11 protein-coding genes are annotated in these 16,332 nt (G+C 38.9%); 6 read left to right on the top strand and 5 right to left on the bottom strand.

Features of this window, described 5'->3' with window-relative positions:
* Window positions 1–156 precede the first annotated feature (156 nt).
* A complete protein-coding gene (locus ACSBFT_RS19480; protein WP_463047132.1) occupies window positions 157–1,041 on the top strand; it encodes a sulfite exporter TauE/SafE family protein in 885 nt (294 codons plus the stop codon).
* Here the strand turns inward: ACSBFT_RS19480 and ACSBFT_RS19475 are convergent.
* Genes ACSBFT_RS19475 through ACSBFT_RS19465 form a run of 3 tightly spaced genes read right to left on the bottom strand, consistent with a single transcriptional unit; the run spans window position 1,038 to window position 4,674 of the window.
* On the bottom strand, window positions 1,038–2,282 hold the full coding sequence (locus ACSBFT_RS19475; RefSeq protein ID WP_489602089.1) for an acyltransferase family protein: 1,245 nt from the start codon (window positions 2,280–2,282) through the stop codon (window positions 1,038–1,040). The two genes, ACSBFT_RS19480 and ACSBFT_RS19475, sit on opposite strands and share 4 nt — an antisense overlap.
* On the bottom strand, window positions 2,283–3,815 hold the full coding sequence (locus ACSBFT_RS19470; protein ID WP_489602088.1) for a gluconokinase: 1,533 nt from the start codon (window positions 3,813–3,815) through the stop codon (window positions 2,283–2,285).
* Window positions 3,805–4,674: a helix-turn-helix transcriptional regulator gene (locus ACSBFT_RS19465; RefSeq protein ID WP_489602087.1), complete on the bottom strand. Its 870-nt coding sequence runs from the start codon at window positions 4,672–4,674 to the stop codon at window positions 3,805–3,807. The genes ACSBFT_RS19470 and ACSBFT_RS19465 overlap by 11 nt, the downstream gene beginning before the upstream one ends.
* 139 nt (window positions 4,675–4,813) lie before the next feature.
* Between ACSBFT_RS19465 and ACSBFT_RS19460 the strand changes: the two genes are divergently transcribed.
* The 5 genes from ACSBFT_RS19460 (at window position 4,814) to ACSBFT_RS19440 (ending at window position 13,334) form a co-directional block, all read left to right on the top strand.
* Entirely contained in the window at window positions 4,814–7,954 is a 3,141-nt protein-coding gene (locus ACSBFT_RS19460) for a SusC/RagA family TonB-linked outer membrane protein (RefSeq protein WP_489602086.1), read from the top strand.
* Window positions 7,955–7,965: 11 nt separating this feature from the next.
* Window positions 7,966–9,483, top strand: a complete 1,518-nt coding sequence (locus ACSBFT_RS19455; protein ID WP_463047127.1) for a SusD/RagB family nutrient-binding outer membrane lipoprotein — start codon at window positions 7,966–7,968, stop codon at window positions 9,481–9,483.
* 200 nt (window positions 9,484–9,683) lie between these two features.
* Window positions 9,684–10,610 (top strand): RraA family protein, encoded by a 927-nt coding sequence (locus ACSBFT_RS19450; RefSeq protein WP_489602085.1) that lies wholly within the window; start codon window positions 9,684–9,686, stop codon window positions 10,608–10,610.
* Window positions 10,611–10,782: 172 nt separating this feature from the next.
* A complete protein-coding gene (locus tag ACSBFT_RS19445; protein ID WP_489602084.1) occupies window positions 10,783–12,303 on the top strand; it encodes a mandelate racemase/muconate lactonizing enzyme family protein in 1,521 nt (506 codons plus the stop codon).
* A 101-nt stretch (window positions 12,304–12,404) separates the two neighbouring features.
* Window positions 12,405–13,334, top strand: a complete 930-nt coding sequence (locus ACSBFT_RS19440) for a bile acid:sodium symporter family protein (protein ID WP_489602083.1) — start codon at window positions 12,405–12,407, stop codon at window positions 13,332–13,334.
* A 98-nt stretch (window positions 13,335–13,432) separates the two neighbouring features.
* Here ACSBFT_RS19440 and ACSBFT_RS19435 read toward each other — a convergent pair whose 3' ends face one another.
* The gene (locus tag ACSBFT_RS19435) at window positions 13,433–13,792 is read right to left on the bottom strand and encodes a phage holin family protein (RefSeq protein ID WP_489602082.1); all 360 of its coding nucleotides are present in this window, start codon (window positions 13,790–13,792) and stop codon (window positions 13,433–13,435) included.
* A gap of 41 nt (window positions 13,793–13,833) precedes the next feature.
* Window positions 13,834–16,320 carry a replication restart helicase PriA gene (gene priA / locus ACSBFT_RS19430; RefSeq protein ID WP_489602081.1) on the bottom strand — a complete coding sequence of 829 codons (2,487 nt, stop codon included), beginning with the start codon at window positions 16,318–16,320 and terminating at the stop codon, window positions 13,834–13,836.
* Window positions 16,321–16,332 lie beyond the last annotated feature (12 nt).

The following is a 16,332-nucleotide window of genomic DNA, read 5'->3' as shown; positions in this document are numbered from 1 at the left end:
GTTTGTCAGTAGGTTTGGAAAAATACTTTTTTGATTGCCATAAAATATTTTAGTCTATTTAGCTTATAGATTAAATAGAGTATAGTTTATTTGTTAAAGTTTTAGACACCAAGGTATCTGAAAATCATATTATAAGTATTTCTTTTTGATTCCCTTATGCATTCAAAAACGCAAAAAAGTCAAGTCTCCGACGCTAATAAACTCTGGTATTTTATCCCAGTATTTTTGCTTACCGGGCTTGCCATTTTCCTATTTCTGAATTATTCTGAGACCTTTTCTTTAGAAAAGATTAAAAATGGTTTCAGTGAAGATTTTCTCATATTCTTGATGATTGGCATATTTGCCCAACTTGTTGACGGCACCTTAGGTATGGGTTACGGTGCCACCTCAACTACTTTTTTACTTTCATTTGGTGTTCATCCTGCCACGAGCAGCATGGCGGTTCATGTGGCAGAAATGTTTACTACAGGAGCGTCGGCCATATCGCATTATAAGTTCAAGAATATCAACAAAAAGCTAGTTCTTAACTTAATTGTTCCGGGTACGGCAGGAGCCATAATTGGTGCCTATTTATTGGCAGATGTTATTGACGGCGACACCATAAAGCCCTTCATAGCCGTTTACATGATTATTCTTGCAGCCACAATTATCATTAAGGGTTTAAAGAAAAATATAAAAAAGAAGAAAAGTAAAAACCTGGGTTTATTGGCTGGCTTCGGTGGTTTTATGGATTCCATTGGCGGTGGTGGCTGGGGACCTATCGTCACCTCCACACTCATGGGTAGAGGAAGAGACCCACGATATACCATTGGCTCTGTCAACACAGCAGAGTTTGCCATTTCCTTTGCCAGCGGTATCACCTTTGTACTCTTTGAAGGTATCAGCGGATGGCGTGTGATAGCAGGATTGGTTATCGGTGGTATTATTGCCGCACCGGTTGGAGCATATTTTTTAAATAAAATTCCACGAAAACCAGCTACCGTTTTAGTCGGTTTACTGCTGATTGTTTTAAGTGCAAGAACACTTATTAAACTTCTTTAAACCTTCACAAAGATTTTCTTCTTATAAAAAACGGCTAACACGGCAAACCAGAACAAAAGGTAAAGAATTGCCCAAGAAAGAGACGCATACTTTGGGTCTGTAAACATGGGTACCAAGCCATGCTTATAAACATATGGCTGAAAGCCCACACCCTCTATCTGTACGGTAGAAAGCACCCTCGGAATAATGCCTGAGAAAAAGAAAACGAGCATTGGGTTTACACCAAATATCACAAAAGGTTTTATCCAAAACTTATAACCACGTTCTTCAACCACAAAATAAACCAAGGCCATTAACAAGGATGCCAGACCTGCAGTGTAAACCACATAAGAAGATGTCCATAAAGCCTTGTTTATTGGAAAAACCATGTTCCAAAAGTACCCTAAGGCAGTTAGGCCAAGGCCTGCATAAATAAGATAATTCACCCTTTCTTCTTCATACTTTTCTTTGACCAAAAGTGTTCCTATAAATACGCCAATCAAACCTGTAGCAATAGCGGGTATGGTACTAAAAAGCCCTTCTGGATCCCATGTTTTGGAGGAAACCCACATGTGACCTTCCAAAAACATTCTATCAAAAACTGCTGCCACGTTTACATCTTTGTCGTAAACACCACTTACACCATCTATTGGAATCAATGCCATGGCTGCCCAATATCCCAAAAGAAGCACCACACAAATACCCGCCAACATTTTTAATGAGAGACTGTTATAGAGCATGGCCACCACAAAATAGACTAAAGCAATACGCTGTAATACACCAGGGATTCTAACGTTTTCGTATCCAGAAACAGGCAAGTACGCCAAAGTAAATAGTACGGCAAGCAAGCCCACTACCGCATATAATTGCTTCCTTAAGTCGTATTTGGTTAATAAGAGATAATAGACCAATGCCACAAAAACTAATCTAACCAGTAGCAATGGATAACCTTCTAGTCCAAAGAGATCGATTTTGGAAAAGAAATTCAGAAAGAGACCTAAAGCGAAAATCCTTAATGCCCTAACTGTAATTTTCAAAAAAGTGGTCTTGTCCAAAAAGGGTTCAGGGGAAGCCAAAACCGTGGTAATGCCCACCACAAAAAGAAAGAATGGAAAAACCAGGTCTGTAGGTGTACTTCCATGCCATGGGGCATGAAGAAAAGGCTTTATCACATTTCCCCAATCTCCTGGGTTATTGACCAAAGTCATTAGCATTATGGTAATTCCTCTGAATACATCTACTGAGATTAATCTATTTTTCATTTAATAGTCGTTTTGAAGTTTTGAAATTTCTTCAAATTCAGATTCCAATTTATGGGTCAATCTCTCAAAAAGTGCGTAATACTTAGAATAAATCTTGTTTTTCTTTCTATTAGGGTTTCTAACGATCCTTTCCGGAGCAATTTTCAAGGAATCTTCTAGATTTTCATAAACACCCATAGACGTAAGGCCTACCATAGCCGCTCCTATATTAGGGCCATGTTTATAGGTACTCACAGATGCCGGCATGCCATACATGTCGCAGATTATCCCAGACCATAATGGGTGCATGGCGTTATATCCATTTAAGTGTATAGATTCAAAATCTCTATGACGCTTAATAGACCTTCCAATGCTATATGTTTCGTACAAAATGCCCTCTAGCGTGGCTCTAATAATGTGCTTTGCTTCATGCGTTATATTCAAACCAAAATAAACCCCTCTTGCGTTTGAGTTCCATATAGGAGCTCTCTCTCCTTGAAGATATGGCAAAAATAGAAGACCTTCAGAACCTTCTTTCACCTTGGCAGCCTCATTATATAATTTTACCAATAGCTCCTCAATTGGCAAATTTTGATAGTTATGACCAAAATTTCTAGCAGCCCACTCAAAAGCCACTCCGCCATTATTAGTAGGTCCTCCACTTATATACTTCCCCTTTTCTAAGATATAATTGAAAAAGCTTCCTTTACCATCTACTAAACATTCTTCTCCAAAAACCCTTACAGCACCAGAACTAGTCACCGATACAACAGCCTGATTATTGCTCATTGAGCCTGCACTTAAAGAAGCCAAACAACCATCAGAACTCCCTAATATCAGTTTCGTTTCTTTATGCAGTTTTAAAGAGTTTAGAATCGGAGCTTTAATCTCTAAATCGGCGTAAAATATATCTACTGGTCTAGAAAAATATGACGCATCCAGATGGGCAAACTTCATGGCATCCTTATCCCAATCTAGTTGTTGTAAATTAAAAAAACCAGTGGCTGACGCTATGCTATAATCTACACAAAACGCACCAGTAAGCTGATAAATCACATATTCTTTTATGGAGACAAACCTGCTAATCTTTTCAAACTTTTCAGGCTCATTCTCTCTTATCCAGGTTATTTTAGAAAGCGGAGACATCGCATGGATTGGAGTACCTGTATTTTTATAGATTTTGTTTCCAAGCTCTGTTCCTTTCAAAGAAGTCGCTATATCACAAGCACGATTATCAGACCATATAATGGCATTCCCGAGGGTGTTACCGTTTTTATCCAAGGGTAAAACACTGTGCATTGAAGAACTCAAAACAATACTTTGCACATGATGCTTATCGTAAAAGGAAACATCATTCAAGATTCCTTTGAGCAAAAACATGATAGTAATAAATACTTGCTCTGGGTCTTGTTCACTCCAGTCGGGACGTGGATGAAACGTTGGGTATGAGCCCTTTCTATTTACAACTTCCTTCCCTAAATAATCAAACCCAATTATTTTTGTGGCGGATGTACCAATATTTATGGTGAGTATACAGGCCTTTTTAGAATCCATTTTTTCTGTAGCTTTTAGGAGAGAAACCCGTTAATTTTTTAAAGGTAGAGGAGAAATGTTGAGAACTATAAAATCCGAGTTCCAAGGCAATCCTCGTCATAGAGTGATCCGAATTTTTAATCATACGCATGGCCTCCGCCACCCGCAAGTTTATCAAATATTGTAAAGGTGCAAACCCCGTATAAAATTTTATTTTTTCTGTAAAGGCCGTTGTCGCCAATCCCACCATGCTTCCCATTTCATTTACCGTCCACGGATGTGACAGGTTTTCTCTCAACATTTTATCTAGTTTAAGAAACACTTTTGGGAAGTCGTGACTCTGATTGTTTTCAATACTCAATGCTCTAGAAACTTTAATGAAAAGCTCATCAATAAGACTGTTTACTCTGGTCATATAGGCTATTTCACATTCGGTTAATTCTCTCATTAGCCTCTGAAATATCCCTAAAGCATCTTTCACATCTTGAATAACCAACGGGAAACGCTGTTCCAATAATTGTTTTATCAGCAATCCGTCTGGTACACTTATTCCACTCCAGCTTTTATGAAATAAAACCTCGTCAATCTCCTGGATGGAAAATTCTACATAAGTACCCATTTCCAAAATACCTCCACCCAAACTTAAACAATCCTTCGGTCGTAGAATTAATAAATCATTAGGAAGCAAAACACAAGAGACGCCGTTGACATACCATTCGAATTTACCCTCATGAATGAAAAAAAATGTCAAAACTTCCACCTCCCATAACGAAGCGTGCTCCGCCTTTTGTAGCACACTCTTATGTACCACAAACTTCCCAATCTGTTTAAATGGCGTTAATAGGTCTGTTTGGCCTTGCAATAAAACTTTAGGAGTCATGAATAAGGTTAAATGTCATACTAAATCTGCAGATTATACCATTTTGCAAAATTAGCCGCCGAAACAATTTGAAAGTTTGTTATAAATAAAAGAAGAACTTTTGACACTTATTCAATCTTCCAAACCTTAATTATAAACTATGAAGAACAATTATCTCATTCTATTGAGCTTGACACTTCTTTCTTTCAGCACTCTGGCCCAACAAATTAGCGGGACCGTGAGATCGGCTGCAGACAATTCCACCTTACCCGGTGTTTCGGTTATAGTAAAAGGTACAACTACTGGAACAACGGCAGATGCGAATGGTACCTATCAAATTAACGCAGGAACCAACGCCACACTAGTATTTAGCTTTGTGGGTTTTAACCCTCAGGAAGTTTTGGTGGGAAACAAAACCACTATCAATATAAACCTGACCGAAGATTCTCAAAGCTTAAATGAAGTGGTGGTTACCGCACTTGGTATCAAGAAGGATGCAAAAAAACTCGGTTATGCCACTTCTACCGTACAGAAAGAAGCACTGACAGAAAACAGACAGCCTAACTTTATGAATGCCCTCCAAGGTAAAGTGTCTGGTGTTAATATTTCTGCCATGGGAACAGGCCCAGGAGGAACCTCGAAAATCAGAATCCGTGGTCAATCTTCTATTTCTGGTCAAAATTCACCACTTATTGTAGTGAACGGTGTACCAATCGACAACACCAATTTCGGAACCAACCAAAACAACGCTGGTTCAGACAATTCTATAGGCGTAAGGGGTGGTGGTGGAATTTACTCTGATGGTGGTGATGGTCTTTCATCTATCAACCCGGATGACATTGAAAGCATGACCGTACTTAAAGGAGCTACTGCTGCTGCTCTTTATGGCTCTCGTGCCAAAGACGGTGTAATCATGATTACAACTAAAACGCATGGTGACGGAAAAGGAATAGGTGTAACCTATAATACCAACTTCACCACAGAAAAAGCCCTTGATTTTACAGATTATCAGTATGAATATGGACAGGGAGAAAACGGTGTAAGACCCACTTCACCTAACCCAACTGACGGTCAATGGTCTTTCGGAGAAAAGTTTGCCCCTGGTATGACCCAAGTTCTTTTTGATGGTGTGACCGTACCTTACGAACCTATCAAAAATAGATATGATATCTTTTATAGAAATGGTCAAAATTTCACGAATACCATCTCACTTTCAGGTGGTGATGCTTCTGGTGGATTTAACATCTCCTTCTCAAACCTTGATAGTAAAGGCATTGTACCTAACAACTCATTTAATAGAAAAACTGTTAATCTAGGATTGTCCTATGAGCTATCTAAGAAACTTAGTATTGCCAGTAATATTAATTACTCCAACGAGAACAATACGAACCCTCCCAATATTGCCAATCAAGATAACTCCATTCCTACTTCAGTAGCAATCATGTCTAATTCCATGCCTTGGGATTTATTAGAAGAGAAAAAACATGACGCAGATGGAAACGAATACGTTTACTCTAGGTTCAAAAACAGAACCAATCCTTATTTTACACTGTCAGACCAATTTCATAACATCCAAAGAGATAGGATTTTTGGAAATATGTCTTTAAAGTATGAACTGGCAGATTGGTTATTTGTACAAGGAAGGGTAGGCCAGGATTACTGGTCAAGAGACGAAGATTATAATAACTTCCCTACAGGTCATGCTTCTAGAGGTCCTGCACCAGCTGGTTTTGTTAATGGTGTTTATACCCAAGAAGCCAGAAGATTTAGAGAAATCAATAAAGACATTCTTATTTCTGGAACGAAAGAGTTTGGAAACATTGGTCTTGACGTAAATCTTGGAGGTAACCAAATGACCCGTCGTTCTGATTTAAATAGTACACAGGTAACTGACTTTGTTGTAAGAGACCTCTATACCGTTATGAACGGTAGGGTAAAAGACCCTATTTACGGCTTGTCTGAAAGAGCGGTAAACTCAGTTTATGGTTCTGCCGAAATATCTTATAACGACGTTCTTTTTATAAATGGTACAGCCAGAAACGACTGGTTCTCTACCCTTTCTAAAGAAAACAGAAGCATTTTCTACCCATCTGTTTCTGGTAGTTTCGTATTTTCTCAAGCCATGGCCTCCGCTCCAACTTGGCTGTCTTTTGGTAAACTAAGAGCGGCTTACGCAGAAGTAGGTTCTGATACAGATGTATCGCCTTATTCTAATTCCTTGTTTTATGGAATAAATGCCAACTTATTTACAGGACAGCCAGTTGGAAGCTCACAAGGAAGCACCGTTCCTAATGCTGGCTTACGCCCAATGCGTACTTCAGAAGCAGAGGTGGGTTTTGAATTAAAGCTTTTCAATAATAGAGTAAGCTTAGATATGGCTGCTTATGAGAAAATCACAAGAGACCAAATCGTATCTGCCCAAATATCTGATGCGTCGGGTTTTGTTAGCACACTTATCAATAGCGGTAAAAGCAGAAACCGAGGCGTAGAATGGTTATTAGGTATTACACCTTTAAAAACCAACGACTTTAGATGGGACTTCACTTTCAACGGTTCTTATAATAAAACAAAAGTGTTGAGCTTATTAACAGATACCCCTGGTGAAAAAATAACTACAGGTACCCATGTATTTAATGGTGAATTAAGACAAGTAGTAGGCGAAGAGCTAGGTCAGCTTTACGGTTTTGGCTTCAAAAGAGACGACCAAGGAAGAAAAATATTTGGCTCAAACGGAATTCCGATTAGAACACCAGATTTAATTTCTTTTGGTAGTGCATTGCCAAACTGGGTGGGTGGTTTCACTAACGCATTCAACTATAAAGGAGTTAGCCTTTCTTTCCTAATAGATTTCAAACTTGGAGCCAATATGATGTCAGGTACCAACTTCAACTTAACCAGACATGGCTTGCATAAGCAAACGCTAGAAGGAAGAGATACTGGAGTAATAGGAGTGGGTGTAAATCAGTCTGGTGAGCCTAATACGGTAGCTGCCAAGTCTCAGCCATACTGGGAAGTCATTCGTTCTCAAGCACTTATCGAGCCTATCATTTATAATGCAGGCTTTTGGAAATTACGTCAGATTAATGCTGGATACGATTTCACTAAATTCTTACCAGCCAACTTCCCTGTGAAGTCTGCAAAACTAAGTATTGTGGCAAACAACGTACTCATGCTTAAGAAATGGGTGCCAAACATAGACCCTGATTCTTTCGGATATACTTCTGACAACATTGTGGGCTTAGAGTCTACTGGTGTGCCTACTACAAGAGGTCTTGGCTTCAATCTTAATGTTAAATTCTAAAATCAATTCTGATGAAAAAGATAACAAAATATATATTTCTTTCCTTCCTAGCCTTAACCTTCTCTGCCTGTGATAAAGGTTTTGACGAACTTAACATCAATACTACCGCAGCTACGGCTATTGACCCTGCTTTTATTTTAAACAATGCTATTCTTAATACCGCTTTCCCTAATTCTACTGCGATTTACGAAATGGGCGTTGTTCAGCAGTTAGTTTCGCCAAACTCAGGAGTATTAACTGGTGCTAATTATAATCAGGATAACAGAGCTCTTTTAAGCCCCATGTGGCCTCAGTATTATAGAAATGTCATAAGAAGTACCACTGATGTAATAGCTCAAGCAAAAGAAAGAGGAGATAGAAATAACCTCATTCAAATGGCCAGAATATGGCAAGCCTACACATTTATGGTTTTGACAGACACTTATGGTGATGTTCCATATTTTCAGGCTGGAAAAGGCTTTTCAGATCAAGTAGTTTTACCAGCTTATGATTCTCAGGAGGCTATTTATACGGATATCATAAAGGAGCTAACAGAAGCTTCTGCAGCCCTAAATGCTTCAGGAAAAGTGGAAGGTGCAGAAGTAATGTATCGCGGAGACATAGCGAAATGGAAAAAAATGGGGTATTCTCTGCTACTTAGAGCAGGGATGAGACTTAGCAAAGTTGATGCCGCCAAAGCGAAATCCACAGTGACCGCTGCTGTAGCTGGTGGTTTAATGCAGAGCAACTCAGACAACTGTGTAATCAAGCATGACGCTAACTACCAGAACCCTAACGGTTCAATGTTGAACTCCACAGAATCAAGTAACTTCTTTATTCCTGCTGCATTTATTAATCAACTGAAAAGTACTTCTGACCCAAGACTAAAGAGTATTGCGGTTCGCTATGTCGGTGCAGATTCTGGTTCTGGTCAAACAGCAAATAAAGCGAATAGAGATCCTGCAGTTCAGATGGGTATTCCTATGGGATATGATAACTCGAGTATCAAAGCCGTAGCCACAGCAGCTGGCTTGGTTAGTTTCTATGAATATTCTCAGATAGATAGAACTAGAATGGTGAAAAACACCGCTCCATCATTCTTAGTTACTTATGCCCAAACTCAATTATTATTGGCAGAAGCCGCAGTTAATGGATGGGTAAGCGGCTCCGCATCTATTTATTATAAAAATGGAATAGAGGCTCATATGATGCAATTAGGGGATTACGATGTCAATAGTGCCGTAGCTCCTGAAGATATAGCCACTTTTGTTTCAGCAAATCCTTTAGGAGCAAACGCTTTGAAAGAGATTGGCACCCAATACTGGATAGCATCTTTTTTAAATGGTCCTGAGGCATTCGCCAATTTCAGAAGAACAGGGTTTCCTACTTTAACTCCAAACCCTTTCCCAAGAAAAGATATCAAAGGCGATTTTATTAATAGACTAACTTATCCAAACTCTGAAATATCTGTTAACGGAACCAACATTCAAGCTGCTATTTCAAGACAAGGAGCTGATAATCTAGATACCAAAGTTTGGTGGAACAAATAATATTAGCATGATTTTGAACGCCATTTAGTTAATCTTAACTGAGTGGCGTTTATGCTTCTGATAACTGCACTTCACTAAAAAATATGACCAAAATTCTATTTACCGCCACTTGGTCGATCAAATCCATTTAATGGACTTATTCTGTGTTTAATTTGAATTATTCTTACGTAATTATGGCAATAATACCCTAAATAATAAATATGAAGCAAATTAACTTATGCCTTACCTTCTTCTGTGCTTTGATAGTTTTCTCAGCCAGTGCCCAACAAATAGAATGGACTCCTGAACAAATAAAAACCTTCACCAGTGACTACAGTGGCCCTCGTTCTGCAGATGGTCGTCCGCATGTTTCTGATGCCCTTATTAAAAGATTGGCCAATGTTTCTACCGAAGAGGCTTGGGGCTTTTTAAGAAATAAAGGATACCATAATCAGTTTGAGGCTGGTTGGGTTATCATTGGAAACAAACCCTTGGTGGGCCGTGTTGTAACCACCCAATACATGCCTTCTCGTCCAGACATGGACGACAAAATAAAAGCAAAAGGTAAAGCAGAAAACAGGGTGGGCTCTCCTAACTCATGGCCTATTGATGTGCTACAAAATGGCGATGTATATGTAGCTGATGGATTCGGAAAAATTATTGATGGAACGCTCATTGGCGATAACCTAGCCAATGCCATCTATGCCAAATCTGGCAATGGCGTTGTATTTGATGCTGGTGCAAGAGATGTAGAAGGCATTAGCAAAATAGAAGGTTTTGTTGGTTTTGTAAGAGGCCTTGACCCTTCGTATATACAAGGTGTAATGATGACCTGTATCAACTGCCCGATCAGAATTGGAAGAGCCACTGTTTTGCCTGGTGACTTGGTCTTAGGAAAACAGGAAGGCGTGGTTTTTATTCCAGCTCAATTTGCAGAAGACTTGATTCTAAATTCTGAATTCACAGCACTTAGAGATGAATTCGGGGTTTTAAGGCTTAAAGAAGGTAAATATACGCCAGGTGAAATTGACATGAAATGGTCTGAAAAAATCAAAAATGACTTTCTTGGCTGGATTAAAGCTAACCCTAAAAAACTTCAAATGACGCCTAAGGAATTTGATGATTATATGAAAGAAAGAAACTGGTAGCATCGACAAGCTCAGCTTAGTTCTTCGACAGGCTCAATTATATGAACTCATTTAATGGATTCAAAGAGCTTTTTTCAGTGGCTTTTCTTGGATAAATGATAACCCAATAAGATTAAAAATAAAAATTCAACGCTGACCCTCAGGTCAATCATTCTTATAAAATTGAAATAACATGAAAAAGAATTTATTAGACAGATTTAAATTTAATGGTCAAATTCCAGATGGCCCTGCCCTTCATTCCTCAGACGAAACTGCTCATAAAATAGCCTCTGAAGATAGCACAGAAAAACCATCAGGAGGAGATAATAGACGAGATTTCATCAGAAAATCGGCATTGGGAGGACTCTCTCTAGGGATGATGTTTAATGGTCACCCCGATAAAGAAATAGAATTCCTTACCCAAAAAGTCAAACGCTCCAGTAGCCCTTCAGACTTGAGAATAACAGATTTAAGAATTGCTGTTATTAATAAAGCCCCTATGACCTGCCCTATCATAAGGATAGACACCAATCAAGGTATTTCAGGTTATGGCGAAATTAGAGATGGGGCCAGTGCCAAATACGGTCTCTTTCTAAAAAGCAGGCTTCTTGGTAAAAACCCTTGTACACCAGAAATGCTTTTCAAAGAAATCAAACAGTTTGGTGGTCATGGCCGTGCTGCTGGTGGCGTATGTGGTGTGGAAATGGCATTGATGGATTTAGCCGGAAAAGCATATGGCGTACCTGCATACCAAATGCTTGGAGGAAAATATAGAGACTACATTCGTATTTATGGAGACACCCCTACCGTGCCCGATCCAGTGGTGTTTGCCCAAAAAATGAAGGAAAGAAAAGACTTAGGACTGACTTTTCTGAAAATGGACTTTGGTGTTGATCTTTTGAAAAACCACCCTGGAACAATTATAGGTGGATTAAATACAGATTATTCTAAGCAATGGGGTAACCCTCCTGCCACTAAAGGAAACGCAAGAGGCTATGCCAATACCAAACACCCTTTTACAGGCATTCAAATTACCGATGAAGGTCTGGACATTATGGCCAATTATGTAGAAGAGGTTCGCAAAGCGGTAGGCTATGACATTCCTTTAGCGGCAGATCACTTTGGACATTTTGGTGTAAACACCGCTATACGCTTGGCCAAAAAAGTGGAGAAGTATCAGCTAGCATGGCTTGAAGATATGATTCCTTGGTTTTATACAGACCAGTGGAAACAAATCTCTGATGCCGTGGACACGCCTACCTTAACCGGGGAAGATATTTTCTTAAAAGAGGAGTTTATTAAACTGATTGATGCTAGAGCGGTAGACATGGTTCAACCAGACTTAGCCAGCTCGGGAGGTTTGATTGAGACTAAAAAAATCGGCGACTATGCAGAAGACCATGGTATACCAATGGCCATGCACTTTGCGGGTTCTCCCGTTTGTTTCATGGCAAATATCCATTGTGCAGCAGCCACTGAAAACTTTGTAGCTCTAGAACATCACAGCTTTGACATTCCTTGGTGGGAAGATCTTGTAGGCGGTATAGACAAACCTATTTATAAAGATGGTTTTGTGAAAGTGCCAGAAAAACCAGGTTTAGGCATTGAATTAAACGAAGCAGTGGTTAAAGAGCATCTAAAAAGTGGCACCATGTATTTTGCTCCTACAAAAGAGTGGGATGAGCTAGACAGCCACGACAGAACTTGGAGCTAATACAATTGGAAAAATAAATTATTTCTCTTTTAGAATGGAAGTTAGAGGCTTAACTAAATAATTTTGTTAGACTCTAACTTCCAACTTATATAACCTATTGAATGAAAAATTACATTTACACTATTGTTATTATTGTTCTTGTCATTATTGCCTATAATTTCCCAGAGTATTTGATTTCTGTTGGAGGTGTGGAATTAACCCTTTTAATCATTCCGGTACTTCAGATTATTATGTTTGGTATGGGAACCACCATTACCATTGACGATTTTCTAGAAATTTTGAAAACTCCTAAGCTCGTTTTGATTGGTATATTTCTACAGTTTATGATTATGCCGCTTTGGGGTTACGGATTAACACAAATTTTTAATTTTCCAGCCGAAATAGCCGCAGGAATGATACTGATTGGAAGCAGCCCTAGCGGTTTAGCGTCAAACGTCATGTCTTTAATAGCAAAGGCTAACATTGCACTCTCTATAACGCTTACCATTTTTGCTACCATGCTGGCTCCCATACTCACCCCTACGCTTATGCAGTGGCTAGGTGGAGAGTTTATTGACATCGATTTCTTAGGTATGATGTGGAGCATGTGTAAAATTGTGATTCTACCGGTCGCGGTTGGGTTTCTTTTAAATAAATTTATTCCGAATCAGATGCAAGCCATAAAGAAAATATTGCCTTTGTTTTCGATGGCGGGAATTGCTTATGTCATTACGGTAGTAACCGCTGCTGGTCAAGCATCCCTAGCCGCTGTAGGAGCATTGCTTTTTGTGGCTGTGGTGTTGCATAACTTAGGAGGCTATGCTTTTGGCTATGGTGCTGCCAAACTGTTTGGTCTAAATAAAAGAGACGCCAGAACCATATCTTTAGAAGTGGGTATGCAAAACGGCGGACTGGCATCTGCCTTGGCAGTGGAAATGGGAAAAGTAGCTACTGTAGGATTAGCCGCCACTATCTTTGGCCCATTAATGAATGTTACGGGCTCTATGTTGGCCAGTTGGTGGGGAAAAGATGCAAATTCTCCTGACAAATAAAAAACTTAGATTGTAAATTTTAACCCTGTAAATCACAAAACCCCGTTTGGCTTAATCACCAAATCGGGGTTTTAATGTATATACTGCCTAGAGCTATCTCAACTATCCATGGCATCCATTTCCTTCTGAATGGTCTTAGTTATCATTTTCTTTATTTCTGATTTCTGATAATAAAAGAATACCATAGTAACTATCAATAAGCCCAAAACAACCACATAGCCATAAGGCTCGCCAAGCCAAATATTCAAACCATAAGCGGCAAGAATAAGTGTGAAAACCAACACCATTGAACCCAAAACAAATAATAGCAAGACAAATATCAACTCTGCCACTCCCTTTTCGGCCTTTTCCTGAATTTCTATTTTTTTCAGTTCAAACTTGGCTTCAAAAAGACTAATAACACTATCCTTTATTTCACCTATTTTGAATAAATCACCTATTGAATTTCTTAGTCCCATATCGTTTCTTATTATACCCTAAGCAGCAAAACCTTTCGGCTTTAAACCACGTCTACAGTTACCACAAACCTAACACTTTTAAATTCCTTTTGTGTATTCAATTCTGTAATCTGTTCTCTTATAAATAGCTTAGTGGCAGGCATATTCAGCTTGTTTTTTTCAAGCTTCATCCAAACTTCAAAAATATACTGATTCCTAATCCTTTCTATCATGGCCTTCTCTGGTCCCAATACCCTTTGAGCACCCAGCTTTTCTCTTAGCATATCAGCCAAAAGACCCGCTGCTTTATGAGAAACACTCCTATCAATGTGTTTCGTACTTATGCTGATAATCCTAGAAAATGGTGGGTATCTAAAGGCCTCTCTCTCTTTTATCTCCGTTTGATAAAAGCCCTTATAATCCCCTTCTAAAACAAATTTCAAAACTTGATGTTCTGGGTCACCCGTCTGTATCATCACCTTTCCTGGCTTCTCCTTTCTGCCTGCCCTACCACTTACTTGCGTCAGCATTTGGTATGCTCTTTCTGCGGCTCTAAAATCTGGAAAATGTATCATTTTGTCGGCATCAAAAACACCTACCAAACTCACATTGTCAAAATCTAAACCCTTAGATATCATCTGGGTACCTACTAAAATATCTACCTCGCCTTCACCAAATTCATTGATGATGTTTTGATATGCGTTTTTAGCTCTAGTGGTATCAAAATCCATTCTCAAAATACTGGCATCTCTAAAGATCTCTTGTAGATCTTCCTCTATTTTCTGCGTACCAACACCCTTTGATTTTAGTTTTAAAGAATTACAAACAGGACAAGATTTTGGTAATGTTTCTGTGTAACCACAATAATGGCATACCAAAGTATTTTCATACAGATGATGGGTAAGACTTACCGCACATTGATGGCATTTGCCAATCCAGTTACACTCCTCACAGTTTAAATAAGGAGAATATCCTCTCCTATTCTGAAAAATGATAGACTGTTCTTTTTTCTTGATGTTAGCTTCAATACCAGCGAGTAAGATGTCAGAAAAATCATGCCTTATGGTACTATTTTTACGAGCCTCCTTCATATCAATGAGTTCCATAGAAGGCAATTGGGCATCTCCAAATCTCTTATTCAACTCCACCAAACCATAGTTTTCATTCAGAGCCTGCATATAAGATTCAAAAGATGGCGTAGCCGAACCTAAAAGCACCTTGGCATTTTGTTTATAGGCCAGCATAACGGCCACATCTCGAGCATGATACCTAGGAGCGGGGTCAAACTGCTTGTAGGAAATCTCATGCTCTTCATCTACTATAATAAGACCTAGATTCTGAAAAGGAAGAAAAATAGAAGAACGTACCCCTACCACAAACTGATATCTGCCAGAAAGCACACCCATATAAACCTCCACACGCTCATTATCAGAAAACTTGGAGTGGTAAACTCCCATTTTATCTCCAAAAACTTTCTGAAGCCTACTTACTATTTGGGTGGTTAATGCTATTTCTGGCAAAAGCATTAGTATCTGAGAACCGTTTTCCAGAACCTTTTGTATGAGGTCAATGTATATTTCCGTTTTTCCACTTCCCGTAATTCCATGAAAAAGCACCACTTGCTTTTCGGCAAAACCATCCATAATGGCTTCTGAGGCCTTTGACTGATGCTCTGTCAGTTTTATTTCTTTCAAACTGTCCGAATCTATGCTGTCAAACCTAGAAACAGTTATTTCAAATTGCTCTAAAATTCCTTTATCTATTAATGTCTTTAAAGATGAAGCGGAATTCTCAGCTTCTTTAAAAAACACTTTATCAATGCCGTGAAGGTTTTTCTCTTCCAGAAAATCAATATTGATATGACTTAAATAGGTCAATATCACCTCTTGCTGCTTTTGCGACTTCCCCAGTTTATCTATTAAACCTAAAACCCCAGACTTTGTAGCTAACGAGGCTTTAAGTCTAATCTTTTTAATCTTTTTTGGTGTGTAACGCTCCTTTACTTCCTCATAAACGATGATGGCATGTTTGGCAATTAGCGTTTTCACCAGCTTAGTCACGTCTATTTCATTGATAAACTTCGATAAATCGGCATAGGAAATAGAGTCATTCTCTTCAATAATTCTCAGAATTTCCTTTTCTATAGGTTCTAATGTGCCCTCCTCCTCAAAATCTGGATTAATCTGAATTCTAGACTCGCTATTTACCTTTAGTCCTGAAGGCAAACCCATATTCATCACTTCACCAGCATGGCACATATAATAATCTGCCACCCATTGAAAAAGCCACAGTTGACTGGCTGTTACCACAGGCTCTTCATCCATCAGCTCCGAAATGTATTTGGCCTTGTATTTTTCTGGTGGGGTACCATGAATAGCAGAAATAATGCCCGTAAGGACTCTATTTCTTCCGAAGGGAACAATAACCCTACTTCCGTTTTTTACATATTCCATTAGATGCCTCGGAACTCTATAAGTAAAGGCTTGCGGAATAGGTACCGGAAGTAAAATATCTACAAAAAGTGTTTCAGACGGAAATAATTCAGACATATGAAACAAAGA

The sequence above is a fragment of the Arcticibacterium sp. SM2516 genome, assembly GCF_057914865.1.
This window is presented reverse-complemented; position numbering and strand designations above follow the sequence as displayed.

What these genes read in the sequence shown, in the direction of transcription:
- ACSBFT_RS19445 (WP_489602084.1), top strand. Translation starts at nt 10,783, where the DNA reads ATGAAAAAGAATTTATTAGACAGATTTAAATTTAATGGTCAAATTCCA.
- priA (WP_489602081.1), bottom strand. Translation starts at nt 16,320, where the DNA reads ATGTCTGAATTATTTCCGTCTGAAACACTTTTTGTAGATATTTTACTT.
- ACSBFT_RS19465 (WP_489602087.1), bottom strand. Translation starts at nt 4,674, where the DNA reads ATGACTCCTAAAGTTTTATTGCAAGGCCAAACAGACCTATTAACGCCA.
- ACSBFT_RS19440 (WP_489602083.1), top strand. Translation starts at nt 12,405, where the DNA reads ATGAAAAATTACATTTACACTATTGTTATTATTGTTCTTGTCATTATT.
- ACSBFT_RS19480 (WP_463047132.1), top strand. Translation starts at nt 157, where the DNA reads ATGCATTCAAAAACGCAAAAAAGTCAAGTCTCCGACGCTAATAAACTC.
- ACSBFT_RS19450 (WP_489602085.1), top strand. Translation starts at nt 9,684, where the DNA reads ATGAAGCAAATTAACTTATGCCTTACCTTCTTCTGTGCTTTGATAGTT.
- ACSBFT_RS19435 (WP_489602082.1), bottom strand. Translation starts at nt 13,792, where the DNA reads ATGGGACTAAGAAATTCAATAGGTGATTTATTCAAAATAGGTGAAATA.
- ACSBFT_RS19470 (WP_489602088.1), bottom strand. Translation starts at nt 3,815, where the DNA reads ATGGATTCTAAAAAGGCCTGTATACTCACCATAAATATTGGTACATCC.
- ACSBFT_RS19475 (WP_489602089.1), bottom strand. Translation starts at nt 2,282, where the DNA reads ATGAAAAATAGATTAATCTCAGTAGATGTATTCAGAGGAATTACCATA.
- ACSBFT_RS19460 (WP_489602086.1), top strand. Translation starts at nt 4,814, where the DNA reads ATGAAGAACAATTATCTCATTCTATTGAGCTTGACACTTCTTTCTTTC.
- ACSBFT_RS19455 (WP_463047127.1), top strand. Translation starts at nt 7,966, where the DNA reads ATGAAAAAGATAACAAAATATATATTTCTTTCCTTCCTAGCCTTAACC.